Source organism: Fimbriimonadia bacterium, from assembly GCA_039961735.1.
Taxonomy (GTDB): Bacteria; Armatimonadota; Fimbriimonadia; order Fimbriimonadales; family JABRVX01; genus JABRVX01.
Window position 1 is genome coordinate 25,783 of the sequence record JABRVX010000009.1, and the last position, 25,246, is coordinate 51,028.

19 protein-coding genes, 1 tRNA gene and 1 pseudogene are annotated in these 25,246 nt (G+C 60.1%); 8 read left to right on the top strand and 13 right to left on the bottom strand.

Annotation, left to right across the window (positions count from 1 at the left end):
• Positions 1–22: 22 nt before the first annotated feature.
• The gene (locus HRF45_03455; protein MEP0765584.1) at positions 23–901 is read right to left on the bottom strand and encodes an RNA polymerase sigma factor RpoD/SigA; all 879 of its coding nucleotides are present in this window, start codon (positions 899–901) and stop codon (positions 23–25) included.
• 403 nt (positions 902–1,304) lie between these two features.
• Here HRF45_03455 and HRF45_03460 point away from each other — a divergent pair, with 403 nt between their 5' ends.
• Positions 1,305–2,306: a thioredoxin family protein gene (locus HRF45_03460; GenBank protein ID MEP0765585.1), complete on the top strand. Its 1,002-nt coding sequence runs from the start codon at positions 1,305–1,307 to the stop codon at positions 2,304–2,306.
• A gap of 403 nt (positions 2,307–2,709) precedes the next feature.
• On the opposite strand, the gene HRF45_03465 is transcribed toward HRF45_03460, so the two are convergent.
• The 4 genes from HRF45_03465 to HRF45_03480 form a co-directional block, all read right to left on the bottom strand.
• The gene (locus HRF45_03465; protein MEP0765586.1) at positions 2,710–4,413 is read right to left on the bottom strand and encodes a glutamine--tRNA ligase/YqeY domain fusion protein; all 1,704 of its coding nucleotides are present in this window, start codon (positions 4,411–4,413) and stop codon (positions 2,710–2,712) included.
• Positions 4,414–4,640: 227 nt separating this feature from the next.
• A complete protein-coding gene (locus tag HRF45_03470) occupies positions 4,641–5,663 on the bottom strand; it encodes a hypothetical protein (GenBank protein ID MEP0765587.1) in 1,023 nt (340 codons plus the stop codon).
• A 122-nt stretch (positions 5,664–5,785) separates the two neighbouring features.
• Complete coding sequence (locus HRF45_03475; protein MEP0765588.1) at positions 5,786–8,509, bottom strand: CHAT domain-containing protein; 2,724 nt, start codon at positions 8,507–8,509, stop codon at positions 5,786–5,788.
• 10 nt (positions 8,510–8,519) lie between these two features.
• The gene (locus tag HRF45_03480) at positions 8,520–9,620 is read right to left on the bottom strand and encodes a hypothetical protein (protein ID MEP0765589.1); all 1,101 of its coding nucleotides are present in this window, start codon (positions 9,618–9,620) and stop codon (positions 8,520–8,522) included.
• Positions 9,621–10,173: 553 nt separating this feature from the next.
• On the opposite strand from HRF45_03480, the gene HRF45_03485 reads away from it, so the two are divergent.
• A complete protein-coding gene (locus HRF45_03485; GenBank protein ID MEP0765590.1) occupies positions 10,174–10,536 on the top strand; it encodes a hypothetical protein in 363 nt (120 codons plus the stop codon).
• 467 nt (positions 10,537–11,003) lie between these two features.
• Here HRF45_03485 and HRF45_03490 read toward each other — a convergent pair whose 3' ends face one another.
• Positions 11,004–14,255: a hypothetical protein gene (locus tag HRF45_03490; protein MEP0765591.1), complete on the bottom strand. Its 3,252-nt coding sequence runs from the start codon at positions 14,253–14,255 to the stop codon at positions 11,004–11,006.
• 535 nt (positions 14,256–14,790) lie between these two features.
• Between HRF45_03490 and HRF45_03495 the strand changes: the two genes are divergently transcribed.
• From HRF45_03495 to HRF45_03515, 5 genes and pseudogenes are all read left to right on the top strand, one after another.
• Positions 14,791–15,486 (top strand): hypothetical protein, encoded by a 696-nt coding sequence (locus HRF45_03495; protein MEP0765592.1) that lies wholly within the window; start codon positions 14,791–14,793, stop codon positions 15,484–15,486.
• Between the two features lie 12 nt (positions 15,487–15,498).
• On the top strand, positions 15,499–15,690 hold the full coding sequence (locus HRF45_03500; GenBank protein ID MEP0765593.1) for a helix-turn-helix domain-containing protein: 192 nt from the start codon (positions 15,499–15,501) through the stop codon (positions 15,688–15,690).
• A gap of 439 nt (positions 15,691–16,129) precedes the next feature.
• The gene (locus HRF45_03505; protein MEP0765594.1) at positions 16,130–16,528 is read left to right on the top strand and encodes a fibronectin type III domain-containing protein; all 399 of its coding nucleotides are present in this window, start codon (positions 16,130–16,132) and stop codon (positions 16,526–16,528) included.
• Between the two features lie 89 nt (positions 16,529–16,617).
• Positions 16,618–17,421, top strand: coding sequence for a restriction endonuclease (locus HRF45_03510; GenBank protein MEP0765595.1), 804 nt, complete (start codon positions 16,618–16,620; stop codon positions 17,419–17,421).
• Positions 17,414–18,322: pseudogene (locus tag HRF45_03515) on the top strand (Dam family site-specific DNA-(adenine-N6)-methyltransferase). The gene HRF45_03510 and the pseudogene HRF45_03515 overlap by 8 nt, the downstream one beginning before the upstream one ends.
• 88 nt (positions 18,323–18,410) lie before the next feature.
• Here the strand turns inward: HRF45_03515 and HRF45_03520 are convergent.
• Together HRF45_03520 and HRF45_03525 are read right to left on the bottom strand one after the other, a co-directional pair.
• Positions 18,411–18,914, bottom strand: a complete 504-nt coding sequence (locus tag HRF45_03520) for a DUF669 domain-containing protein (GenBank protein ID MEP0765596.1) — start codon at positions 18,912–18,914, stop codon at positions 18,411–18,413.
• Positions 18,915–18,980: 66 nt separating this feature from the next.
• Positions 18,981–19,056: transfer RNA gene (locus HRF45_03525), tRNA-Lys, on the bottom strand.
• 765 nt (positions 19,057–19,821) lie between these two features.
• Here HRF45_03525 and HRF45_03530 point away from each other — a divergent pair.
• The gene (locus tag HRF45_03530; protein ID MEP0765597.1) at positions 19,822–20,757 is read left to right on the top strand and encodes a DUF4268 domain-containing protein; all 936 of its coding nucleotides are present in this window, start codon (positions 19,822–19,824) and stop codon (positions 20,755–20,757) included.
• Here HRF45_03530 and HRF45_03535 read toward each other — a convergent pair.
• The 5 genes from HRF45_03535 to HRF45_03555 form a co-directional block, all read right to left on the bottom strand.
• A complete protein-coding gene (locus HRF45_03535; GenBank protein MEP0765598.1) occupies positions 20,754–21,776 on the bottom strand; it encodes a hypothetical protein in 1,023 nt (340 codons plus the stop codon). The genes HRF45_03530 and HRF45_03535 overlap by 4 nt on opposite strands.
• 11 nt (positions 21,777–21,787) lie before the next feature.
• Positions 21,788–22,069: a co-chaperone GroES gene (locus HRF45_03540; protein MEP0765599.1), complete on the bottom strand. Its 282-nt coding sequence runs from the start codon at positions 22,067–22,069 to the stop codon at positions 21,788–21,790.
• Between the two features lie 341 nt (positions 22,070–22,410).
• Positions 22,411–22,956: a ribosome-associated translation inhibitor RaiA gene (gene raiA, locus HRF45_03545; GenBank protein ID MEP0765600.1), complete on the bottom strand. Its 546-nt coding sequence runs from the start codon at positions 22,954–22,956 to the stop codon at positions 22,411–22,413.
• A gap of 3 nt (positions 22,957–22,959) precedes the next feature.
• Positions 22,960–24,105, bottom strand: coding sequence for a 2-C-methyl-D-erythritol 4-phosphate cytidylyltransferase (gene ispD, locus HRF45_03550; protein MEP0765601.1), 1,146 nt, complete (start codon positions 24,103–24,105; stop codon positions 22,960–22,962).
• A complete protein-coding gene (locus HRF45_03555) occupies positions 24,062–25,162 on the bottom strand; it encodes a TRAM domain-containing protein (protein MEP0765602.1) in 1,101 nt (366 codons plus the stop codon). The genes ispD and HRF45_03555 overlap by 44 nt, the downstream gene beginning before the upstream one ends.
• Positions 25,163–25,246 lie beyond the last annotated feature (84 nt).

Genomic DNA, 25,246 nt, shown 5'->3' on the forward strand with positions numbered 1-25,246 from the left:
TTGGAAGCGTACCCCGCCGGGGCTACTTCGTCAATAAGTCTCGAAGCTGGCGACGCCTTGCGAGTTGGCGCAGCTTCTTCAGTGCCTGCATCTCGATCTGTCGGACGCGCTCTCGAGATAGCTGCAACTCTCGCCCGATCTCCTGGAGGACGTGCGCTTCGCCTTCGGCTTCCAGGCCGAGCCGCCGACGCATTACTTCAATTTCTCGGTCGCTCAACTCCGCCATGATCTCGGTCAACTCCCGAAGCAGTTCCGCAGAGAGCATCGCCTGCTCGGGATTCGCCGTGATCGCATCGTGAAGCAGCGTGCCCAGCGTCGTCGTGTCGTCCTCACCGATGGACATGTCGAGTGACAGCGGTTCCTGTGCCGACTGCATCAGGTGAATGACCTTCTTCATGCTGATCCCGAGCGCTTCGGCGATCTGCGAGGGAGTGGGATCAATCCCCCGCTCGCGCCGGAACCGTGCTCGCTCGCGCTCGATACGGCGTAGGGTCTCAGAGACGTGAGCGGGCAGCCGGATGGCCTTCGCTTTGTTATCTATCGCTCGCCCGATCGACTGCCGGATCCAGTGAGTTGCATAGGTGCTGAAGCGGTATCCCTTCGAGGGATCGAAGCGGGCGACCGCGTTCATCAAGCCGATTGCGCCTTCCTGCACGAGGTCCTCGAATGGAATGGCACGGTTTCGGTAGTGTTTGGCGATGTTCACTACCAACCGCATGTTGGCTTCGACCAGCTTTCGGCGGGCCTCCTCGCAGCCAGCCACCGCCTCACGCGTAAGGTGTGCTTCTTCCTCTGCGCTAAGGACTTCGGTTTGGGTCAGGCGGTTCAGATACGACGGGATATGCTCATCGTCCGAGCCACCTCTGGAGTGAACCCAGTCCGCCCAGTGTTGTTCTGGCATGGCCGAACCTCATCCCCTTTGCTGCGGTATCGCGAAAACTCGAATCCCTTCGAGCATGCAAATCCTTCAACGAGACAACCAAATCCGAGGCTTCGGCACTCGTACCGAATCCTCCTTCTCGAAATCGTCATTCCAGCCGAGAGGCTCGCCACGCGCCGCTCGCCTCTCGGGCCGCAACCTAGCGGCGGCACGATTGGGGCCAATCGCCCGTGTCTCCCCCGCGGCGTGGCAAAGCAGTATACAGCGACTGGCACCCGTTCCCAACCTGACAAAGGTACTCGTCTATTCACTGGAAACCACGATTCCCGGTAACGGAAAACAGTAGTCCTCCTGGTACACTTTCCGAGTGCCCATCGGGCTCATTATCCAGAATAGACGCCCGGGGTTCGCAGGAGGTTTAGCGGTGATTAGTGTTTTGTTCGGAGCGTTGCTTACGCTCTCTGCGTCGGCGGTGGGGGACGCAAAGGCCGAGCAGATGCTCACCGAGTATGGCCAGAAGCTCTCCTCGCTCAACTCGTTGCAGGTTCAAATCGAAGCTTTTCGGGGTGGGGAGAATCACGGTAAGGCATCTCTGACCCTGGCTCGGCCCTCCTATGCGCGGATAGAGCGGGCGGGTCGCATCAAGGTTCTCGACGCAAAGAATTGCTCGGAGTTCTTCGCCTCCAAGAACCAGTACTACACGCGGTCTTTGCGCAGCGGCGAGCTCGCCGAGAGCCTTAGCGATGATCTTTTCCTCGCGTGGAGTCCCTTCTTCGAAGAAGAGAGCAAGACGCTTGCCAGGATGAAGAAGTCCGCGACCTATGTCGGGTCGGAGACCATCGAAGGCTCCAAGTACGATTGTGTGAAGGTCGTCCTGGATCAGACAGCAGGTAAGACGATGAAGCTGTACATTGACCCTTCGGACGGCTTGGCCAAACACGCCGAGATCGCGATTGGCTCCGCCAAGGAGAAGGCTCCGTTGTTGATCCTGAGCGATAACTTCGACACCGAGCCCCTCATTGACCTGAAGGCCGTGTTCGCCATGCCGAAGGGAGCCCAGATGGTCGCCGAGGCCGATCTGGTCGGCGCGCGCTGGTATTACGACTTCGACGAGGCCCTTGCCGTTGCGAAGTCCTCCAACCGGCTGATGATGGTGGACTTCTACACGGATTGGTGCGGGTGGTGCAAGAAGCTCGACTCGGACGTGTTTTCCACGCAGAAGTTCATGGAAGCGGCCCGCACCTTCGTGCTGGTGAAGATCAACGCAGAGAAGGGAAAGGGCGTGTCCCTCGCTCAGAAGTACAACGTGAATAGCTTCCCGCGAATTGTCTTCGTGGATAAGAATGGCGAAGTCGTTCATGAAGTGTCTGGATACATGCCCCTCGATCCGTTCCTCGCCGAGATGCGGAAAGCTCAGGGTGGCTAGCTAGAACAGCCTAGCATGCCCTCGCCGCTCGCGGTGCAGGCATGCGGTTTCGAGGCGCGGCCCCTCTCTCCTTCTTCTGTGGGCGGGCGCCGGGTTCCCCGACGCCCGCTACCGTCACGCCGAGCTCGTTCCCATAGCCTCCACCACTCCTGCACCGGAGGTAGAGATGTAAGAGTTCGCACCTTCAGCGCTGAGCGAATGCGGACTGACCTATGCGGCATGGCACCTTGCGCCCCGTATCCGTCCGTTATGCCGAACCTGTCGAAGTATACGGTTGCATCCCGCATGCCACCGACTTCTGCCCCGACGCTCGCGGCCCCCGAACGCATGTTCAGCATGACGTGCCCACAGTCTGTCAGCACCGGAACCGGCCAGCCTTGATGCGGTACAGCACTAACGACCCCTAGTTGCCAGGTGAAAGTGTTTTCTCGATCTTCGCCCAAGTGTCGCGGAGGGTGGCCGTGCGGTTGAAGACGAGACGCTCGGGCGTGGAGTCCCGATCCACACAGAAGTAGCCCGTGCGTTCGAACTGGTAGCGAGACCCGACGGGAGATCCCACTACGCTGGGCTCTATTCGGCACGTGGTGACTGTCAGCGAGTCGGGGTTGAGGTTGTCCAAGTAGGTTTGCCCCTCCTCTACGTCGTCGGGGTCCGGCTTCCGGAATAGGTGATCGTATAGCCGCACCTCTGCTTCGACGGCGTGCTCCACCGACACCCAATGAAGCGTCGCTTTCACCTTCCGTCCATCCGGCGCATCTCCGCCGCGCGTTGACGGGTCATAGGTACAGTGAAGCTCCACCACGGTACCGTCCGCATCTTTCACCACATCCACACAAGTTATCAGGTATGCGTTTCGCAACCGTACCTCGCGGCCTGGTGCCAGGCGATGGAACTTGGGTGGTGGGTCTTCGCGAAAGTCGTCTTGTTCGATGTACAGTACGCGACCAAACGGCACTTTCCGCGTGCCGGCAGAAGGGTCCTCCGGGTTGTTCACCACGTCCAGCTCTTCTGTCTGACCTTCGGGATAGTTCGTCAGTACCACCTTCAGCGGCTTCATCACAGCCATAACGCGCGGCGCATGCTTATTCAAGTCCTCCCGAATGCAGTCCTCCAGCACCGCTACGTCCACGACGCTGTCAGTCTTGGCCACCCCGATACGGCGGCAGAACTCACGAATCGCTTCGGGGGTGTAACCTCGGCGACGCAGGCCCGCCAAGGTGGGCAACCGAGGGTCATCGTAACCACTCACATACCCGCCGTTCACAAGCTGGATGAAGCGACGCTTGCTCATCACCGTGTAGCTCAGGTTCAGACGCGCGAACTCGATTTGCCGCGGGTGATAGATCCCGAGCTGGTCCAAGAACCAGTCGTACAGCGGGCGGTGAATCTCATACTCCAAGGAGCACAGGGAGTGCGTGATGCCCTCGATGGAGTCCTCCAGCCCGTGCGCCCAGTCGTACATCGGGTAGATGCACCACTTGTTGCCTTGCCGGTGGTGCTCGGCGTGCAGGATGCGGTACATCACGGGGTCGCGCATTAGCAGGTTGGGATGGGACATGTCAATCTTGGCGCGTAGTGTCTTGGCGCCGTCCGGGAACTCGCCAGCCTTCATGCGCTGGAACAGGTCCAGATTCTCTTCCACACTCCGGTTGCGATACGGGCTCTCGGTGCCGGGTGTCGTGAGGGTTCCGCGAGTCGCGCTCAACTCCTCGGCCGAGAGGTCACACACGTAGGCCAGCCCCTTTTTGATCAATTCTTGGGCCCAAACATACATTTGATCGAAGTAATCCGAGGCAAAGAAAAGCCTGTCGCCCCAGTCCGCACCGAGCCATCTGACGTCCTCGATAATGGCGTCCACGAACTCCTGCTCCTCCTTCACAGGGTTCGTGTCGTCGAAGCGCAGGTTGAACAGCCCGCCGAATTCCTGGGCGATTCCGTAGTCAATCCAGATGGCTTTGGCGTGACCGATGTGCAGGTAAGCGTTGGGTTCGGGGGGGAAGCGTGTGTGCACGCGGTCGAATCGCCCCTCTTTCAGGTCCTGCCGAATGGCCTCTCGTATGAAGTCCGTTCCTGCGCCGCTTCGTGTTTCTCGGTTACCCTCTTGCATGTGCCTCCGCGCTCACTGGGCTGCAATCAGCTCTGAGGGCGCCTAACGACGGGGCTCTTAGGTCGTTTATAGGCCGCACTCCTTGCCTTCCCTATGATACTCGGTACTCAGGCTCGTGGATGGGGCCTCCCATAACCGGTCTTTCCGATGGAATGCGTCTCCCGAAGGACCGGTGCGTGCAGTCTCCTGGCTGACAAAAGCGACCGAGTGATTGTCCCCTAAGGCAATCAGCGGCGCTTGACAGAAGAGTTTCGGGTTTGCAGCACAGAGATCATTCCGGCGAATTGGACGAAGACGCGGCCGGTGCGCGCGTCGGGGAGGACGGTGAGCGGAAGGTCGTCATACTCGAGCACGGAGACGACACTGCCCGTATCCGCATCCAGCACGAAGAGCCGATAGTCGAAGAGGTGGGTTACGTACAACCGCCGGCGTAGCGGGTCGAGGGTGATGCGTGTCGGTCGGCTGCCGACTCGAACCGACCAGACGGTTTTCAAACTCCGGCCGTCCAGTGCTAGCACGGTGTCCGAGTGATCCTGCATCGGGACGTATACGTGCGACGACGCGGGGTCCGCAAGCACGTTTGCCGGGAACTCGTGCCACGACCGCTTGCCATCGCCGAAGCTGCGGCGAGCGAGCACGCGTCCAGATCCCACCGCAACCACGGTGAGACGGTGCCGGCGCGGATGCGCAAGATACAGCCAGTCGCCCTTGCACTCGGGACGCCCACCCACCAACGCGACAATACGCGACTCTGTGGAGTTCGCCGACCCGAAGACCTCGACCGCTTCCTGCAACGTCCCGGTCAGCACTACCGACCGGAAGATCCGCGATCCTGTCGAGTCGGTGACGGCGGGCCACCGCTCAGGGACCTCGTGCAGGTGCGTGGCCCTCACCAAGCCGCCCTTCTCGGGCAGCGGCACGAGCGCGGTGATGCCGGGCTCCGAGGCGACCAACGCCTTTCTCGCTGCGCTGTATGCTAGGTCCGAGCAGGGAAGTCCAGGCCCGTCCACGCACCATGTGGTCTTCGGCATCAGCGTCACCGTGTCGAAGGCCACAATCGTGTGCCGATCCTCGAGGGTGACGAGCAGTCTTCCATCGGCGGGGTCGAGGGCGATCGCGGACGCATGGCCAATCAGTGGCACGAGACCGAAGGGGCGAAGTTCGTCACCGGAGAGCACCTCGACGAGGGTGTGAGGCCTCGTAGCGAATCGTAGGGGAGGAACGGGCGGTGCCTGCTCGGTTCCTACCATCTCAACGCCGCGTTCGATCGGGACAGCAACCCGCGGGCGCTGGCTCACCGACAGAACTATGATACACACTAGTCCAAGCAGGCCCCCTAGGAGCAAGAACGCAAGTAGACGAACTGTGTTCTTTACCATCCCAACACCACGAACGCCGCCCAGTCGTATGGTGGCGCCCCGTCTGCGATGAGGTGACAGACTGCCTTCTGAGCGGCGTCCGAAGCATATAGGCTCTTGGCGTAGTACCGATAGAAATAAGCTAGGTACGATTCCGTAGCAGCATCGCGATCTGCCCACCGCGACCCGATGCAAGCGTGGGCGCCTGCCGCCATCACCGCGCCGGTTAAACCCAGCAAGCCGCGTCCGCGCACCGAGGATGTCCTCCCAGTGTCGCATGCGGCCAAGAACACTAACCTTGCACTACACTTAGCGCTGGCAATCTCCCAGCCCCGAAGAATGCCCGAGTCTCCCTCTCCGCGCGCGAGCGAAATGTACGAGGCGGGAGGGTAGTCGTCGGCGTATGTCCCGTGTGCGGCAACGTGTAATACGTTCGCTTGGGAGAGCGCACGCATCATGGCGTCCTTGGTTGCTGCAGTACCCTCCGCTACAACAACTCGGCCTCCCAGCGCCTGGCGCACAATCTCTGCATCGTGGATCGCAATGGATGACTCGCGCGGGCTCAGCTCGTAACGTGACTCGTCGTTCGCCACGCCATTCGCGACGACCCTTACATCCCGCAGCGCACCTCGGCGTAGTTTGCTCGAACGGGCAGTCCACTCCACAGCCGCATGCACCGAGTTAGCATAAGAGACGACATAGCGTTGGATCAGGTAGTGGGTCTGCGAGCCTTGGCGCTGCCACAACATCTCGAACGGCAGTGACCACAAAACGCCATCGGGAACGATGACGAGCCTTTTCGTTCCGTGCAGTTCGGGTTCAATAGGTGCGATGAGGGTGTCATACAGGGCGCCGAAGAGACGGGGCGTCGGATCGGACTTCCACGCGTGCTCAGGGGAGAGTCTGTAGTTGCGTATGAGGCCTGCGAGAGCCCGCAGTTGATCTTTCGGGACCGTCAGTCGCTTCGCCTTCAGGCCTGCAGCCGTGATGATGAAGGCGATGCTCTCGTTCTCTCCCAAGCAGTAACTCACGATTGCACACTCTCGTTGCCTCGCCACCTCTCGTGCAGCGTTCGTGATCCAGTCTGGTCTCACGTCGCCAGTGCGCTCCTGCTGGCCAGCGAGTCGCAAGAGCTCGTTGTCCAAGAGCTGCAGTTCGGCGGTGGCTCGTGCTCGGGCGCTGGGATCCCGAAGCCCATTCTCGTGCAGGGCACGTCTCGCACTGGCAATGGCTGTGCGTATGTCAGATACCCGCTTTTCCATCTGCCCGCCACCGGCTAGGCCGAGACCTGCGTCAGACCGGTCGGCCAACGCTGCTAGTGCCTTCATCTCCTCCGATAAGGCGAGCGCCAGCTGGGCGTGGCCCTGGCGCACGTGTGTAGCAACAAGCAGGCTGTATCCATACCAGGGCGACTTCGGGCCGTCCTCGTACGCCAGAGCCGGATCGAGCACACCTCCCGCCCAGTCGCGCACAACCTGCACTGCCGCCATGAGCTCGTTCGTTCCCTGGACATCTTTGCCTACCCTGAGCAGCGCCTGCCCCAGCCCTGAATGGGCCTGCCACAGGAGCACAGGCAATGGCACACGCTCCTGTGCTGTCACAACGGCCTTTCGAAAGAGGGCGATAGCTCCATGGTTGTCCTTTCTCGCCAGGCTTGCTCTGCCCATCAGCAGCAACCGCTCCACACGCTGCTTTGGTGGCAAATCGAGCGGCAGCTCTCCCAACAGCAATAGGCCCTCGGAAGCCCTGCCAGTCTCGATCAGGTACGCGGCGTATGCCAGCCGAACGCGGTCCCGGGCATACGGGTCGTTCACACGCAGCGCAAGCTCGTACCATCGCTCCGCGAGGTCCGGCCTTCCTGCCTTAGGTGCCCATTCGGCCATTTCGGCCAAGATCATGTACCTGCGATCTCCCAGATTGGACCGAAGTGCTATGCGACGAGCGTTCTGGCCCTCTCGGATTGCTTCCTCGAATCGTCCGAAGGCAGCAAGAATTCGCGCCCTGCCCGCGCTTGCCATCAGTGCTGAGTCGTTTGCTTTTTTGCACTGCCAATACTGCTCGGCAGCGGCCAGGCATTGAGATGCAATCTGCTCTGCGCGAGCGAATGACCACCAAGCTTCGAGCAGTTGTCCCGACTCCGCCTGCAGTTGTCCTAGCTCTGCCAGAACCTCTGCATAGTCTCGGCTCGGCACCCCGTGTCGCTCGAACAGGTTTCTGGCGGCCTCGAGCAGCACGCCTGCATCCATGAACCTACCCTCGTCACCAGTCAGGTTGGCCCGCTGCGCCTGTATGCGGGCCAATAGGCCGAGGTCTCCGAGTCTGCGCGCTATCGGCTCGGCCCTGTCGAGCGTCTCTCTAGCATCCGGACGCCTAACGGCGTATCTGTACTGCCTGGCAAGGTCCACCAGATCCCTGGCTAGCACGTCGTCTGATACCCCACGGCGAAGATCCAGCTCGACGATTCGCTCACCCCACTCGTAGGCGTTTCCAGCATCTCGTGCATGCTCGGCCAAGAGTCGTAGGACTTCATCTACGCCTTTCAAATCACCGCGGACAGAACGGGCGCGCAATGCCTCGAGAAGATAGGGTACGGGCTCGCCCGACTCGTGTGCGATTAGTGAGCGTGCATGAGCTACTAGACGGTCGGTGGACACGCTTGCCACGGGTCGCAGCTCCGGCGCAGTCGTACTCGTGGCTATCATGAGCACACTGAGCACGAACAGTCCCCTGCGGAACATCCTACGCCCCTCAGCGCTGCCGCTCTAGCCCAGAGCGGATTCGCCATGCCTGGTACACGTCGCGTCCTCGAGTCGTCTGTCCCATGGACTCTACCGCGTCAGCGTAGTAGCGATCTGCTGCTCCATACATGCCGTAGATCTCGTAGAGTGCCCCGAGGAGTAGTGAATCCCCTCGGCAAAGCTCCGACAGGCGCCGGACCGTTTTGGCGAGCGGTTCTGGTGCGGTGCTGAAGAGCCGATCTTCAGATCGCAATCCCGGGTCGTTCTGCAAGTACGATACGATGGTGTACGTGCGCCCATGGACCAACTGCTCAGACAAGTGCATAGCACTACCCGAAGGAACCTTCCACCGTCCCACTGCGCTCCCGGATTCCTTATCGAAGACCTCGACCATCGTGGTCGAGTCCCCCGGTGTTCGCACCAAAATATCGAGATCTCGACTAGGCAGGACATCCATAGGTAAGGGATATATGATCCGCACAGGAGGCTCCAGAGATTTCGCGCCACGATACTGGTTGCCTTGTATCGTCACTGCAACGCCTGTGGTTCGCGTGAGATTCCTGCACAGCTCGCGCATCACTTCTCGCTTCTCTGCAGGAAGCTCACGCAGCAACGCTGGTGGCAGCGCAACGGTTACTACGCCGTCTCGATTGACCGGATGACTTGTGCCAAAGAGCCACCACGCGCCGATCACAACCAGCGCAACTGCGAAAGTGACGGCGGCATCTCGCCACGAGCGACTGAGCGTCCTAACCACCCCCCGGCGAGGGTAGTTCGTGACAGTGGCGGCGGGCTGGCTGCACAGCATACGGTCTTCTTGCAATCGCGCGAGCCGCGCTTGACACATGGGGCACTGCTCGATGTGTGATTGAACTAGCTGCCTACGCGCGCCGCCGAGCCCTCCATCAGCGTACTCGGACAGAGTGACGGAGGCGATGTGTTCGGACGCTGCGATGTGAGCAAATAGCGCAGCAGGTGCTGCCTTAGAGAGCACAGCCTGACAGACCGTGCACGATTCCACATGGGTACGAACGGCATCGGCATCGGATTCGGCAAGCGCTCCTGCGAGCCAGCGAGTTAGTTCGCCCGAGCTGGGACAGCCGTCACTCATTCGAAGCCTCCTGCAATCCACTTCCGCTCGTGCCTGTGGCGGTACCCAGGATGGCTCGTGAGATCCTTCGTTGAGCCGATCGTCGGAGGTTCGAAGTGCATATCTGTGCGTCACGTTGAGCGAGGTGTGGCCGGCCAATGAGTGCAGCAATCTGTGTGTCTGGTACAGGTAACCGGCGTAGAGCATCCTCTCCATTTGGCGGGAAGGCGATCGCAAAGAGGGCATGGAGTCGGGACACCAATTGGGGCCGAGCAGCGCGCATAAGGCACCGCGCCGTTTCGCCTTCCAGATGAAGAACGAACACAGCAAGACGATCGTCGTCGAGCAGCTCGCATGCTGCGGCGATCTCCTCAACTACTTGGAGGGCCTCTACCTCATGTGCGATGTCACTAGAGTCAGCGGGATCGGCCCTACTGGCTAGTAGGTGGTCGAGAGGTACATGCCGCACCTCTCGGAGGCGTCGCAACTCGAATATAAGAGACACAGCGTGTGTGACCGGAACTGGGGTCCCGAGGTACGTTAGCAGTGCCTTCAGCAAAGTTGTAGTGTCGAGATGAGAGCTCAGCCCCTGACGCAGCCGGACCGCTCGGCCGAGCCTGATCGTCTGGAGGGAGTCCAGGTAGGCGTTAGTGGGAACGATGCACGTACCTTGCCACTTACTCAGGCCAACGAGATCTGCGCCGTCGCAGTACCAGAGTGCCAGTCCCCGCTCCCCGCGACGGCCGCGTGCGATGTCCACGATCTCGTCCTTCACACTGGTCCACACGGGGCCGTTCTTGCGCAGTACTTGACGGTATTGGTTCGCTATCAGCTTGTTCAGGAACGCAGCCTGGTGCCTAATCCGGTGGCTAGTTCCGATCAGAGCGGGTGCTGCGCGAACGAGGACCTCACCAGCGAGGTCTTCCAGATCGTCTGAGGACAGCATCCTGGCATGAGCATGTGCGGCCACCCGCGCTACCACGGCCTGACGAAGTGCCTGCCATGCGCTGTCCCCGTCAAGCTCGAAGCGCTGGGCCGGACCTAGCGAGCCAATTCGCGCTCGGATCCAAGCCGGTCCCACCGGTTTCACTCCAATCGAGGAGCAGACCCCGCACATGCAGTATGCCGCTGCTTGCATCCTAGCTGACCTCGCACCTCCTCTGAGATGATTAGACTCGGCGCGAACGTCGATCTTAACCGGCTAGGCTATCCGGCAGCGATTGACTCACCCCACTCCTGTGCAAGTGAGGCCGCACGGCGGATGCTCCCAAGCATAATAGCCGAGGATTCGGAGTCTGTCAACCTCGGTCCTGCGTAAGCCACCGTGCTGGAAGCAGACCATCGCGACCAGAACGTTCTGCTGTCCCGGCATCGGCGAGTGGCGCGATGCTGTAGGCTGGCAAGCTAGTTCGAGAGCCGATAGACTCGTACCGGGTGTAGCACCACGGGTCCCATCAGGCCTGATGGGATGAGTGGCGTATCGGCACGGTTGTGGCGCCATGTGGTGAAGGTCTTGCGACGTGGCTCAGGACGAGGAGTTCCCTTCACCAGCCACTCCGGCCACGAGCTGAAGGTAACGCCCTGCCAACCGATGTCGTCCGGAAGTTGCTCATCCCCGATGAGTCGGTTCACCCATAGATTGGTCACCCGCACCTCGAGCTCGTTGCTGCCCGCCTTCACAGCATCGGTCACGTCGAGACGGAACGGTGGCCACCACAGCACTCCGAGGTTCTTTCCGTTCACCAGAACCTCGGCGATCTCGCGCACGGTTCCTAGGTCGAGCACCAGTCGCTTGCCCTCGCCCAGCAGAGCCGAATCCACATCGAACTGCCGGTGATAGGTGGCGGTGCCGGAGAAGTACTTGATTCCGACCTCTTGGTGATCGGTCCACGAGATCAGATCGCCGAAAGTCGCGCTTTCGGGTGCGTCCCACCCAGCCGGGAATCGGACCTCCCAAGGACCGGGCAGCTCGAGGGAACGCGACACCTCTGCTTCGATGGCCTGGCTGGCACCAGAGTCGTGTATCACGCGATACAATCCGGTCTGCCATGCGTGCAAGTAGAACGCACCGTCATGTTCCTTCAACTCCCAGCTCACACTAGGCACCGCGCGCGCTCTGCCAATGCGGAGGGTCTCGCCCTCTGGGATAGTGACTGTGCGCTCCTTCCCCCCGTCAGAGTAGATCACACGTAACTGCTTCACGATGTTGACGGCGGGGTCGCCACCCATGCTCTCGTTCGTAGCTTCCACCTCTCCGAACGTTGCAATCGCCTCAGCAACCAAGTCTGTCACATCTCGGCTTCTCCACATGTCACCGATTACGCCGTACTCGGCCCTGATGACCTTCACTGCGCTCTCCACCGGGGCCTCTGAAACGCCCGCTTCCACCGTGACCACCGGATCCGCCGTCGGAGCCTCGCTCCGGAACACCACGAACACGGACCCCGCGGGACCGAGTCTCAATGGCAACTCCACGCCGCCGGGAACCCGCTTGAACATCGCCGCCTTCTCTACCACACCCGACTCGGGATGCCACAGCTCAGGCTGACGCCCTTCGATGCGGAAGAAGCACTTCGTCTCCACTACTTGCCGCCCGAACCATGTTACGAAGTATGCGTCGGCATCCCCGATCCGACGATGGATCGCGTTGACGCCACCCCTCTCGCTGTGGAAGTCGGGTGGGAGCTTCAGGTCTCTCAGTGCGTCGGCAACGGTCGCGCGTATGGAGCTTCCTATGTCCAGGCCCGCGGAGAGCGGGTCATTCAGGCCAGCCGTCTGGCTTGGAGGTGCACCCACGACGGTTGCGCCTGCTGCAGCAAGCTCCCGAATCTTCGCCGCGAACTGCGATGACATCCGCCCCGAGGCCGGGAGCGCCAGCAAGCGATAGCTCATCCCTCCCGGCAGCACGAGCCGGCCGTCCTTCACCGTGGCACCCATGAGGACACGCGCGGTGCAATAGTCGAAGCCGTACCCTTCCGGCACCTGAGCCACACCGTGCATCTCTTCTCGATACGCCTGCGGCTCGTCCTCGCCCGTGCAGACACACACGTCCGCCACGAACTCGCCTGATTGCAGCAGATACTGGCACCTAGAGAGATAGTCATGCCACGATGGTGCAAGATGCCACCACGTCTGCGTACGATCCACATGAGAACCCCATGGCCCCATCGTCATGCCCGGCAGCACGCCGCTCGGCCACGGCTGATGAGTGAACCGATGATAGATGATCCGGTTGATGCCATTGATGTAGCCGCGGTCGGCGAACGGCTTCCACTGATATGGGTGGTTGGACCAGCCGGCTCGGTCAGGGGTGGCGGTGAGCGCCTCCGCTCCGACCACCTTCCGCCCTAGCACGTGGGTGATAGATGACGACAGCTTTACACTCGAGTTGATAGTCCCTTCTCCGACCCAGTACTCTCCCATAATCAGTCCCGCAGGCTCGGCATAGGTGAACGCGTTGAAGGGGCCGTTGCCGTAGGGCTCGACTGCCAACTGCATGCCGTGCTGCTTCAGCCGTTCGGCAAAACGCCCCGCGTAGTGCTCCGACCACATCTCGGCGATGGTGCGGCGGAAGTCGAATAGGAAGCGCTGAGTCGTGTCTGTGTCGTCGATCCCCACGCCGCACAGGGCAGGGAGGTAGGGAAGCAATTCGTAGCCGCGGCGCTTGCGGAACTCCTCTGGCATACTCTGTGTCCAGTTCTGCCTACCCGTCTCATAGCTGTCGATCAGCACCGTGGTGAAGGAGTCGCCGGCAAGCGGACCAGCATCTTGGATGAGGGGGAGCAGACTGCCGTCGAAGTAACGGTCGAACGACTCGCGGGACAGCTTGTCCACTTCGAGCCCTCGCCCGCTGTCACTTGAGGCGACGTTCTGTGCTCCTGTTAGTGTCCAACCGACTCGGAGTATGGTCCAGCGACCTTCAGGAATAGACCACGTCAGACGCCCACCGGTAACATGCGTGCTCACATCGGTGAGGCGCGTCCGATCCACCACTGGCCACTTCAGCTCATCGAACGGCTTGCCGTCGTTGTCACCCATGCTTGTCAGATATGCGTGGTGCGCATCTGGCTGTGCTGGCACATCTACCTCCGGTAGCGCGAACACCGCGATGTCGTGGTACTCGTCGTGCACCGTCGGTGGTTGTGGGAGTGTGGTATCGTACTGCGAGGGCCCTTGGACTACCACCGTGGACCACACCACCTTCTTCATCGCATCCTCGGGTTTCACCCACGGACCGCCGCTGGATGACCATCCGGCGCAGTTGTGTACGGTAATCTCCAGGCCGAGCCGCTTGGCTTCGCGCATCGCGTGTACCATCAGTGCTCGCCACTCGGGGGTGTTGTACACGATGGGGCCCTTCGGCATGGTCACGTAGTTGCCGTTGCTGTCGTGGCCGCCGAAGCTGCCTGCGTTAAAAATGTGTGCCCCGCCGAGGCCTGCCTGCTTCATGGCCTCTAGGTCGGTGGTTATGCCCTCTTTCGTGACGTTGCCGTCTATCCAGTGCCACCACGTGTGGGGGCGCGACCACGCAGGTGGCGAGGCAAACTGGTCCCGTAGCTGGTCGCCGGTGTGCTCGCTTATAGGCGAGACAGACTGGTCTTGGATCTGGCCGCCGCCGAGCGCTTCGGCGAAGGTGATAAGAATCGGAGTGATCATGACGAGACTCCCTAGTGCGTGCATTGGCGTCGCCTCAATCGCGGTGCTGTACTCCTGATTCTGGGCCTCCCGCGCACCCCCTGCCAGCGGCTTGTACTGCAAAATGGGCGCCGGCCGCTCCTGAGCTGAGGGGCACGGGAGTGGATGAAAACCAGTCATCTTCGAAAGACGCTCCCCTAACTCCACTTCGTGCACCATCGCGGTCTCCCAAACGCCTCGCGAGATGTGACCGGGCTGCAAGCTTCGGGGGTCACTCCCGTCCGGGTGCACCGTCGCCTTATCCCACACGCCTTATCGGGATGACGCGGGTTCGTGCTCCAGCCTATCCCGCCAAAAGGTGTTGTGGTGTAACCTATGTCTCCGCACCGATTCGTCACCGACGTACCGGGAATGGACTAGTGAAAACGTGGTACAATGTCACTTCCGGGCGGCAAACATGACCTTCGCTGTCGAAGTGACCCTCTAAGCACCACGCCCCAGACCAGCTAGAGGAATCGGTACGCCGACAATCCACGTGGACGGAGCGTAAGGCTAATTGGTAGACGAGCAGTACCCCTTGCCTAGCCAGGCTGAGTTAGAGACAGCGCGGTCGGCCTTCTATGAGAACGAGTTGAGGGACCTGTTCTACCGTGCGGCGAACTACCTGGTGAGCCAGGCGTTCGATGGTGATTCCCCTCTGACCGTTGGCGAGGCTATCGGTGTCCTACTCCAGACCTGGAACCAAGCGTACTACCGGTACCACAAGCCAAGTAAGAGGCACCTGGACGACCTCGAGGCGCTCATCGCCAAGTACCAGGTCCGGCTCCTCCGGTGGCGCAACACCTCCATCTGCGGACTCACCGACGAGTCTGGAGTACCGGAGGTCTTCGAGGACTTCGAGCGGTTGCTGGGTCCTGTCGGTGCGTCCAAGGCCCTCCACCTACTGTGCCCGAAGCTCTTCCCGCTGTGGGATCGAGCAATCACCAAGGCGTACCGCGTCTGGCTGGGCCCTACGGGCACCAACGGGAAGTGCTACGCGGACTTCATGGCAGTATGCCGCAACCAAGTCACGAACCTGTACCCAACCGGCAGCGCACCCGACGACATCCTGAAACAGCTTGACGAATACAACTACTGCCGCTTCGATACTTACCGGCCTGGAGAAAAATCCGCCGAAGAGAGGAAATCCGCGCTTGACATGTTGGCAGACTTTGCTATATTCTGCTCATCAGTTGCATGGACGTTACCGTAGAAGGCAAAATGAATGACCAAGTGGATGACAGTCGAGCAGGCGGCGGAATACCTCCAGATGGGCAAATCCACCGTCTATAAGCTGGTGCGTGAGTCCCGCATCCCTGCCCATAAAGCCGGGCGGGAATGGCGCTTCGACGCCGCCGAACTGGACGAATGGCTCAAGGCCGGGAAGCTGGCATTGCCGGCGGAGAAGGAAGCGTGAAATGCAACGGAAAATGCTTGAAATGGCGCGGAGGAGGCTTGACAAGCCTCATGGAAGGCGTGATTCGCGACGAAGAACGTTTTCTCCATGGAAGAAGAAGCCTTCGCTATGACAGAGTAAACGTGATTTGAGGCGAAGCAAGCGGGACCCATGACCGGTCAAGCGTGCGACGAAGCGAAGAAAACGAGTGGAAAGACGGAGTAAGTCAGATAACGACAAGGAGATAGAACCATGGCGAGATTTCCGAAAAGCGAAGCCGAGATTCTGGCGCTCGGCCAATCAATGGCGACCGGTTTGGCGGCGAATGCGGCGGTTTATCCGGCACCGCCCGTTAGCGTAGCCAACCTCGGCGCGGCGTTGAGCGCCTATGTCACGGCCAAGAACGCGGCCACGGCTGCCCAGGCGGCGGCGGAACAGGCGACGGCCCAAGGACGAGGCGTTGCAGACCCTCACCGACGCGATGAAGGCCGACATCCGCTACGCCGAGAACACTGTCAACTACGACGACGACAAGTTGAAACTCATCGGCTGGGCGGGACGTGCCGCCAAGACCTCGCTCGAAGCGCCCGGGCAAGCGCGCACTCTCGAAGCGCCCCGCGAAGGCGAAGGCTGGGTCTTCCTCGATTGGAAGGAGCCGGTGGACGGCGGCGCGGTTGCGGCCTATAAGATTCAACGCCGTCTGCGCCCCGATGGGCCTTGGTCGGATGTCGGCCTGGCCGTCGAGAGCGAAATCACGCTCACAAACCAGGAACGCGGCAAGGAATGGGAATACCGCGTCATTGCCGTCAACAAGTCCGGAGAAGGCCAACCCAGCAATACCGTCATGGCGGTGCTGTAAGTTCTTTTAGAAAAGGCAGAGCATGACAAAGAGCAGGCAAGAGGTAAAAAAACGAATTTAAGCAGGTTCTCCGCAAGCTTGCCCAAACCCTGAGTGGCCACGTTGCCACCGAAGATCAGCAATGGACGGTGAAGGGATTCATTGACGTCTTTCGCAACGTATATACAATCTCTGCGGATACTAAAATCGTCTCGAAGATTCTTGAGATTCACCTGTTCCCGGTCCTGCTGAAGTTTGCGCAGGAGCATGGTTATCGGATCGTATTGGCCGACCATCAAAACTATTATCCAGACCTGTCCTTTGTCTCAGCCAAAGACGATTCGCTGAAATTCGCTGTTGATTTCAAGACAACCTATCGCCTGCTGAACAAACCCGGATTCTGTAACGGCTTCACACTAGGTTCGCATGGCAGTTACTTCATTGAGCGCGACAAGAAGAAGAATATCCAATTCCCCTACAGTCAATACTCTGGTCATTTTTGCCTTGGGATTATCTACACTCGGACTGACTCTGGGGATATAGACGAGACGCGGGTTTACAAAGACGACCAACTACAAAGCATCGTTTCAGTTATTAGGGACATCGAGTTCTTCGCCTGTGAGAAGTGGGAGATTGCCAGTGATTCCCAAGGCAGCGGAAACACGGCCAACATAGGAAGCATTGTTCGTATCGAGGATATTCTTTCGGGGAATGGCGTCTTCAAGAATCTAGGGGAAGAATGGTTCGATGAGTATTGGATGAATTATGGGAAGATTACGATCAAGTCGAAAACGGGGAAGCAGAAGAAACTTACAAAGCTAACGGAGTTTCTTGAGTTCAAAGGGAAAGACCCTGGTCTTGCCAATCCCTGCGTTCGGACAAATCGCAATAATGGGGGGAATCAAGATGGCTAAAATTCTTGTCCCCCCAATCAAGTGCCAAGGTATCAAGACTAAGATTGTCCCTCTCATTCTTGTTAATGTTTCGGTTCCCAAAGACGGACTGTGGATAGAGCCATTCATGGGCTCTGGCGTTGTTGGTATGAATGCGCGCCCGCCAAGGGCGCTGTTCGCTGACATCAATCCGCATATCATCGCGTTTTATAGCGCACTCAAGAGCGGAGAAATAACTCCTGATTCGGCGAGGGCCTTCTTGGAGCATGAAGGTCAGATTCTGAAAGAAAAGGGTGAAGAGCATTACTATTCTGTGCGCGAGCGATTCAATGAAAATGGGGCACCCCTTGACTTCTTGTTTCTGTCGCGAAGCTGCTTCAACGGAATGATTCGCTTCAACAAGAAAGGCGGCTTCAATGTGCCATTTTGTAGAAAGCCGGAAAGATTCTCACGCGCCTATGTGACAAAGATTGTAAATCAAATTGCCCGCTTCTCTGAGTTGCTTCATTTCCATGAATGGGATTTCAAACATCAGGACTTCGAGGAAACAATTTCGAGTGCTTCCGCGTCCGATTTCATCTACTGTGATCCGCCCTACCTTGGAAGGCATGTTGACTATTTCAATTCTTGGAATGCTTCAGACGAAGAGCGTCTTTGCCGTTGCTTGTCCAAGACAAAGGCGAGATTCATTCTTTCCACGTAGCATAGCAACAAGTATCGAAAAAACGAATACATAGACTCTCTCTGGTCGCGTTTTCATGTGGTTACGAAAGAGCACTTCTATCACGTGGGGGCTAAAGAGGATAACCGGAATTCCATGCTGGAAGCCCTTGTAATGAACTTTTCCCCTGACTGCGAAGCAATCGTAGAAGACGTTACTCCACAGCCTTCCCTATTCGATTACATTGCTGAATCAGTGTAGGCTGAGTCTCGCCCCGACCAGTTAGCCGGATTCGAAGGTGTAGGGCTCCTGCTCCCGCGTGTCGACGACGACGGTGACCCGATTCACGTCAGAACGGAGCCAGGGCGTTGCGCGCCGCCGAGTCGTATTCGTCTCCGCCGTCTTCGAGCACGATGCGCCGGTTGATGTAGACGTTCTCGTTCTGGCCGCGCGTGCGCTTGGTGATCTCGAGCTTGACGTTGATGAGCTTTTCCAGGTTGGCCGGAAGCTCGGAGAGCTTGTCCAGGTTCAACCCGCAGGTGTGCAGGTCCGTCTTGAGCCACTTGATGTTCTCGCGGGTGGCCATGACGTTGTTGCGCCACAGGAGCCTGCCCCGGAACTTCGGGGCGAGGATTCGCAGCGTCCACTTGAGCATGGGGTTTCCCGAGGTCTGGGCCCGGGTCAGCTCCACCCGCTCGACGTTCACCTGGTATTTGCCGTCCGGGATGGTCTCGAACTCGCGTTCCTCGACCTCGGCATGCGCGAAATCGTCGTCGAACTGCGCGAGGTCGATGTCCTCGTGGCCGCGAGGCTCGTCGAAATGTCCACCGCAACCTTGGCAGGTGGCTTGTATAGAACGGTAGCACCGTGTATACTGTTGCGTAAGCAATACGCCGCTGTCGGGGCGCGTGAGTGACTTTGGTACACCCGCTGGGACTCGAACCCAGGACCCGCTGATTAAGAGTCAGCTGCTCTACCAACTGAGCTACGGGTGCACCGGAGAGCCGAGGCGGTGCCTCGGGGACCGTCATTATGGCGCGGGAGCCTCGTCTCCGTCAAGGTTGGGGAGCCTCGTCGCTTGCAGCACACATGCAGAATGCCATCACCTCGTTTCCGTCAAGGTTGGGGAGCCTCGGGTGCTCCGTGCCAGGCCTTGGGCCAGCGCGCGACCAGCAGCCGGCGATTGGCCGCGGGCTGAAGGCACACTGTCCGTGCGCGCGTCGTGCCACCGGAGTCCCCGCCCGACCTGTCGTAGTAATGGCGGGACTCGACGGGAGCACTGGCAGACGCCGAGATTAGAGCGTCGGATTCTTTGGACGCTGACCTGGCGTGGAGCGCAGGGTGAACACGGGCAGAATGCAGGCCGTTCGACAACGCTACTGCAGTCCGTTCTCCACTTGCCCCTCTCCACTCACTTGGTTCGGCAGTGTGAGCGGCTCGCAGGGTTGTAAGGCCATCCCTCCTCATTCGATGGCAAGGTCCGATAGCTTCGCATCGGGCAGGCGGTTGCACGGCAGGCCAGCGCGGGGAGGCTACGCCACGCACTCGCCCGCTGTACGGCCTCGTGGGGGATGATCAGCCTTTCATGATCGCGAGCGAGGCAGTCGGCCCTCATGGGGTGCGACGACTGCCGGTGACATGGTATGCCTCTCGGCCCTCCATGCAGGCAGCCAGGAGGCTGGCTACCGTTCACGGGGCCGTCCCGGCCATGTAGAGCTGTGACGGGCAGGATCCCGTAATAGTGTGCCCAAAGTAATCGCATGATTGGACGGCTGAAACGCGTTTCCCTTCGAGAGGTGTGGAAGAACGAGGCAGCGGACTTCACCACCTGGCTGCAGCACAACCTCGACGTACTCAACGAAGTCCTGCCGTTCTCGCTGGAAAGCGCCGAGCGGGAGCAGGCCGCTGGGAACTTCGCTGCGGACTTGGTGGCACAGGACGTAAGTGGCAGCACTGCCATCATCGAGAATCAGCTCGAGAAGAGCGATCACGATCACCTGGGCAAGATTATCACCTATCTCGCCTCGTTTGGTGCAAGAGCTGCGGTGTGGCTGGTTTCTGAGGCCAGGCCCGAACATGCTACCGCAGTTGCATGGCTCAACCAGACAAGCCTCGCCGACTTCTATCTCATCAAGGTAGAGGCGGTGCGCATTGGCGATTCGCAGCCAGCTCCGCTTTGTACCGTCGTAGTTGGGCCCAGCGCCGAGAGCAGGGAGATCGGGCGCGCAAAAAAGGAGTTGTCCGAAGGCGCGGCACTGCGGCAGGCGTTTTGGGAGCAACTACTCGAGCTCTCCTGCAAGCGAACCGCGCTATTCTCCAAAGTGCGCCCCGGTACGGCCGGCTGGGTTGAAACAGGTGCAGGATTCTCCGGCGTGACCTTCGCATACGTAGTCTTTCGAAAACAGGGTGCGCGGGTCGAGGTGTACATTGACCGAGGCAGCTCGGATATGGAGAACCTAGCTCTCTTCCGAAAGCTCCAGCAGAATAGAGCCATGATCGAGGAGGAGTTTGGCAGCCCCATTGAGTGGCAGGAGCTTTCAGGCAAGAGGGCCTGCCGCATTTGCTACCGCTTCGGAACGGGTGGGTGGGCCGATCCGGACACCTGGCCCGTGCTGCAACGGCAGATGGTAGATACCATGGTGCGCTTCGAGAAGGCGTTCAGGCCACACATAGATGCCATGAAGCTGGATCCCTAGTACCCGGCCACCAGGTCTACCGGGTTGACGAAGTCGGTGCGGCCGGCCGATGCCCGGCAAATGTTCTCGATCACCTCGTCCCAGCGAGCTAGATCGTCCAGCGGCGAGGCGGCTCGGTGGAGGGAGAGCACCACGTTGGGCAGCTCGTGGAAAGGGAAGTGGTAGGGGTATCGGCGACCGTTTGCATGTGGATCCGGTCGGTACTCGTACCATACGTCGATCGCCGCTCCCGCAATCACCCCGTCGCGCAGTGCGACGAAGAGAGGTTCCTCTTGCACCACCTCGCCACGTCCCACGTTTACCAACAGGCCCGTGGGTCCGAGCAGCTCCAGTTCGCGTCCACCTATCATCTCCTTCGTCTCGTCGGTCAGTGGCACGGCGATCACTAGCACATCGCACTCGCGGAGGAAGTCATGCAGGCTGTCAGGTCCAAACAGCCGATCGATACTGGAAACCTCTCCACTATCTCGTCGCATTGCCACGAAGCGCACGTCGAAGCCCGATAGCATGGAATGCACGTTTCGGTTGATAGCGCCGTAACCTAACAGCCCAATCGTGCGACCACGCAACGGGATGCTCGCGGCCTCGGTGTCGCCCGTGCGCCATCGGCCTCGTGCCATCCACTCATGGTGTGGGATCACGCGGTTGGTTAGTGCTAACAGCAGCGCCACGGCGTGCTGGGCGGCAAAGTAGGAGTTTCCGTGGCCGTTCACGAGAGCGACGGGCCGCTCGAGCGCTCGAAACATCTCGATGAGATGCTGCACGCCCGCACCGGGATTGACGAATAGCCTAAGCCGATTCGCAGCACGCAGCAATTCGGGGGTGGGACGCCATCCAACCATAACGTCGGCGTCGGGTGCCAGTCGCCGGAGTTCCTCCGCCTCCGCCATCTCGGGGAACAACAGGCGAACCGGGTACCCGCGGAGGCCAGCCGATAAGTACTCGCGCAGCCGCTGGGGCACGTCCCAAAGGAATAGGACGGTGGTGACGTCGCCACCGCCCGCACTAACATCCGCCAATGCGCCTATGCTCAGTCCACTATGCCCAGGATGTCGTCCTGCCGCAGTATCATGTATTCCTCGCCGCGCACCTTGATCTCGGTGCCGCTATACTTGGCATATAGCACACGATCGTCCGGTTTCACTTCCATGGGCGCCAGCGAGCCATTTTCCAATCGCTTGCCTGGTCCCACGGCCATTACCTTACCGTGCAGCGGACGTTCCCTGGCGGTTTCCGGCAACAGAATGCCGCCCTTCGTCCGCTCCTCCTTGTCGGGCAGTACGATAACGCGGTCATGCAAAGGCTTTAGCATGGTTTCCGTCACCCTCCGATGCGTTCGAGATGGTTGGCACTCGGTCCCCCCGAGTGCCAACATTATACCTCCTGGCAGGTTCCACGGCTGCATGCTTATGGGCTGCGCGAGCCTGCTCATGCTTTACCCCAGAGGCCTTGCGCAAGCAACGCGAGAGCGCGAGCAGGCTCGGGCAGCCCTCGCGGCCGCCGAGGTAACCGCAGAGCAGACGACCCGGGCTACGTGTGATAGAATGAGGGCAACAGGCGGGCTGTACAGCCTACTTTCTGCCCCATCAGGGCCGCACCCTGAATAGGTCGCGGCCCTTGCCTTTGCAGGAGGAGAGTTGCGTGCGTAGCAGTCTACGACTCGATCAGCACCAGGTTGCCGTCGGAGCGGCGGTAGATGAGGCTTGCCGAGGACGTTGTCGCATCTCGGAAGAAGAGGAAATCCTGACCCAGAAGGTCGAGTTGGAACGCGGCCTCCTCCGGCGTCATCGGCTTCTGATTTAGCGAGCGGCGCTCGGCGATGCGTGGGATCGGGTCTTCCTCCATCGCCTGCTCAGGGGAAGAAGCGAACTCAGCGAATCCCTCCGGCATCTGCTTGTTGCCCTTTGAGCGGTGATAGCGGATGATGCGCCCTCGGAAGCGCTTTAGCTGTGTCTCCAACTTTTCCACGGCGCGATCAATCGCAGCGTGCAGGTCCGTGTCTGTGTCGCCCCCCCGCACGAAGTATCCGTCTGCATCCACGGTGAACTCGACCGAGTGCTGCCCCCGCAGCTCGTCGTACACGAACTCGACAGCGCCCACTTTGTGAAAGAACTTCTCGATTTTTCTCAGCTTTCGTCCTGCATATTCCCTTGCATGATTGGGAACGGGTTTACCAACGGACCGAAGCAACATCTCCATCGTTCATTCCTCCCTGTTTGCACGGATCGTGGCGACAGCGTACGCCGCAATGCCCAGTCCAGCACCCAACGCACCCAGCCCTTCGTTGGTGGTGGCCTTCACATTCACGGCCGAGGGGTCCACCCGCAGCGTTTCTGCTAGCCTCTCGCACATCTCGCCAATCCAGTTTGCCAAGCGAGGGGCCTCCGCCACTACCGTGCAGTCAATATTCTCGGTAACCCAGCCTTCGCCTGTTAGCCGTTCTCGCACGTCGGCTAGCAGGGACTGCGAGTCGACGCCCCGGAACCGCTCGTCGGTGTTCGGGTATAGCCGTCCGATGTCCGGCATCCCCGCTGCGCCCAAGAGTGCGTCGCAGACGGCGTGGGTCAGGACGTCGGCATCGCTGTGACCATCCAGGCCCATCTCGAACGGGAGGTGCACGCCACCCAGGACCAGTGGCTTGCCTTCCACCAGCCGATGCACGTCGTAGCCGAAACCCATTCTCACCCGTGCCGTCGTCCCCTCCATGCAGGCCCTCAGGGCCGCAAGGTCTGCCGGAACAGTGAGTTTTAGGTTTTCCGGGTCCCCTTCGACCACCGCCACGCTTCCACCCACCGATTCGATTGCCGAAGCCTCGTCCGTGAACACCCCATTCGCCCCCTCCAGTGCGGAGCGAAGCAAGGCCACGCGTGCAACTTGCGGCGTTTGCACCCGAACCAGCGAACTCCGGTCGGGTGTGTCCACCACCCGTCCATTATGCACCCGTTTCACGGTGTCCGACAACGGTACGGCGGGGACTACGGCGTCCGCATCGCATGGTGCCAGCAGGCGGTCCAAAAGCTCCCGCCTAAGGTTCGGTCGGGCGGCATCGTGAACGGCCACCCACTCGACCGAAGCAGGCAGTGCGCGCAGTCCGTTCAAGCATGAGCTCTGGCGGTCGGCTCCGCCCGCGACCACTTGCGATCTCAGCGGAATGGAGGCGGCGATAGTCGAGAACCGCTCAACTAGTTTTCCAGGCGCGACGATGACCATGTTTTCAATCGCGGGATGTTCGGCCAGCGCAAGCGCACCATGAAGCCAAAGCGGGCGCCCTCGAATGGTGGTCCACAGTTTGTCGCCCGTTCCGCTAAATCGAACGCCGCTGCCGCCTGCCAGAAGAACCGCGTACATCGTAGCCGTCTCCGTTCTGTTCGCGGTCGGGCGCCGCAAAGATCATCTTGCCGGCGACCGTCTGGATGACCGAGGTGACGCACACCGGCACGGTGTGCCCGAGTAGGTCGGCCCCGCCTTCTACCACCACCATCGTGCCGTCGTCCAGGTAGCCGACGCCCTGGCCGAGTTCCTTTCCCTCGCGCTGGATCGTGACCGTCATCGTCTCTCCTGGCAGCACGTTGGGTTTCATGGCCAGCGCCAGGTCGTTCACGTTCAGCACCTTCACGCCTTCCAACTCGGCCACCTTGCTCAGGTTGAAGTCGTTCGTCACCACGTCGCAGTTCATCGCTTTGGCAAGCCGAACGAGTCGGGCATCGACCTCGTCGCCCGCAGGTGGAGCGAGGCGATCCTGCGTGCGCACTTCGACGTTCTGTTCCTTCTGCATGGCGTTCAGGATGTCGAGCCCTCTGCGCCCGCGAGCACGGCGTAAGGGATCTGAGGAGTCTGCGATGGCCTGCAACTCGTCCAGCACGAAGCCCGGGACGTAGATCTGGCCGGACAGAAAGCCGGTCTTGACGATCTCGCCGATCCGTCCATCTATGATCACGTTGGTGTCCAGAATGTGTATGTTGCGGCGCCGTGATGCCGGCTTGCTCGACCAGGGAAGCCCTTCCTTCACGCTGTTCACGCCCGCGACAACTAGAAAGACGGACACGAGCGTCACCAGCATGGCGAGGAACGGGCCGACGACGTTGATCCTGAGTAGGAGTGGGTAGAAAGCCAAGGAGATGAGAATGCCAATGGAAATCCCTATGATGGCGTTGACCTTCTCCTCGGTCTCCATCTCCTCCATCTGCCGCCCGAGGTAGCTCAGGAAGATGGAGATTTCGGCGCCGAGGATTGCACCCGCCAAGGTTCCCACCATCGTCAGGCCGGAATGCACGGTCCAGGTGCGATAGCTTTCCATCTCTTCGGCCGGCACATTGAGCGAGCGCGCGATCGTCATCAGAACGTCCGTGCCGTACGTCCATGCGAGGATGCCGCCTGCGATCATACAGGTGACAACGAGAAACATGCGTATCACGCGCAGTACGTCTATGCTTCCCTCTCCTCTAATACGATGGTCGCGAGAGACGCATTGTTAGACTGTTCTACGTCT

Excerpts from the sequence above, each read along its gene's own strand:
- HRF45_03455 (MEP0765584.1), bottom strand. The coding sequence starts at position 901 with ATGCCAGAACAACACTGGGCGGACTGGGTTCACTCCAGAGGTGGCTCG.
- HRF45_03465 (MEP0765586.1), bottom strand. The coding sequence starts at position 4,413 with ATGCAAGAGGGTAACCGAGAAACACGAAGCGGCGCAGGAACGGACTTC.
- HRF45_03470 (MEP0765587.1), bottom strand. The coding sequence starts at position 5,663 with ATGGTAGGAACCGAGCAGGCACCGCCCGTTCCTCCCCTACGATTCGCT.
- HRF45_03475 (MEP0765588.1), bottom strand. The coding sequence starts at position 8,509 with ATGTTCCGCAGGGGACTGTTCGTGCTCAGTGTGCTCATGATAGCCACG.
- HRF45_03480 (MEP0765589.1), bottom strand. The coding sequence starts at position 9,620 with ATGAGTGACGGCTGTCCCAGCTCGGGCGAACTAACTCGCTGGCTCGCA.
- HRF45_03485 (MEP0765590.1), top strand. The coding sequence starts at position 10,174 with ATGAGAGCTCAGCCCCTGACGCAGCCGGACCGCTCGGCCGAGCCTGAT.
- HRF45_03490 (MEP0765591.1), bottom strand. The coding sequence starts at position 14,255 with ATGATCACTCCGATTCTTATCACCTTCGCCGAAGCGCTCGGCGGCGGC.
- HRF45_03500 (MEP0765593.1), top strand. The coding sequence starts at position 15,499 with ATGACCAAGTGGATGACAGTCGAGCAGGCGGCGGAATACCTCCAGATG.
- HRF45_03530 (MEP0765597.1), top strand. The coding sequence starts at position 19,822 with ATGATTGGACGGCTGAAACGCGTTTCCCTTCGAGAGGTGTGGAAGAAC.
- HRF45_03540 (MEP0765599.1), bottom strand. The coding sequence starts at position 22,069 with ATGCTAAAGCCTTTGCATGACCGCGTTATCGTACTGCCCGACAAGGAG.
- raiA (MEP0765600.1), bottom strand. The coding sequence starts at position 22,956 with ATGGAGATGTTGCTTCGGTCCGTTGGTAAACCCGTTCCCAATCATGCA.
- ispD (MEP0765601.1), bottom strand. The coding sequence starts at position 24,105 with ATGTACGCGGTTCTTCTGGCAGGCGGCAGCGGCGTTCGATTTAGCGGA.
- HRF45_03555 (MEP0765602.1), bottom strand. The coding sequence starts at position 25,162 with ATGTTTCTCGTTGTCACCTGTATGATCGCAGGCGGCATCCTCGCATGG.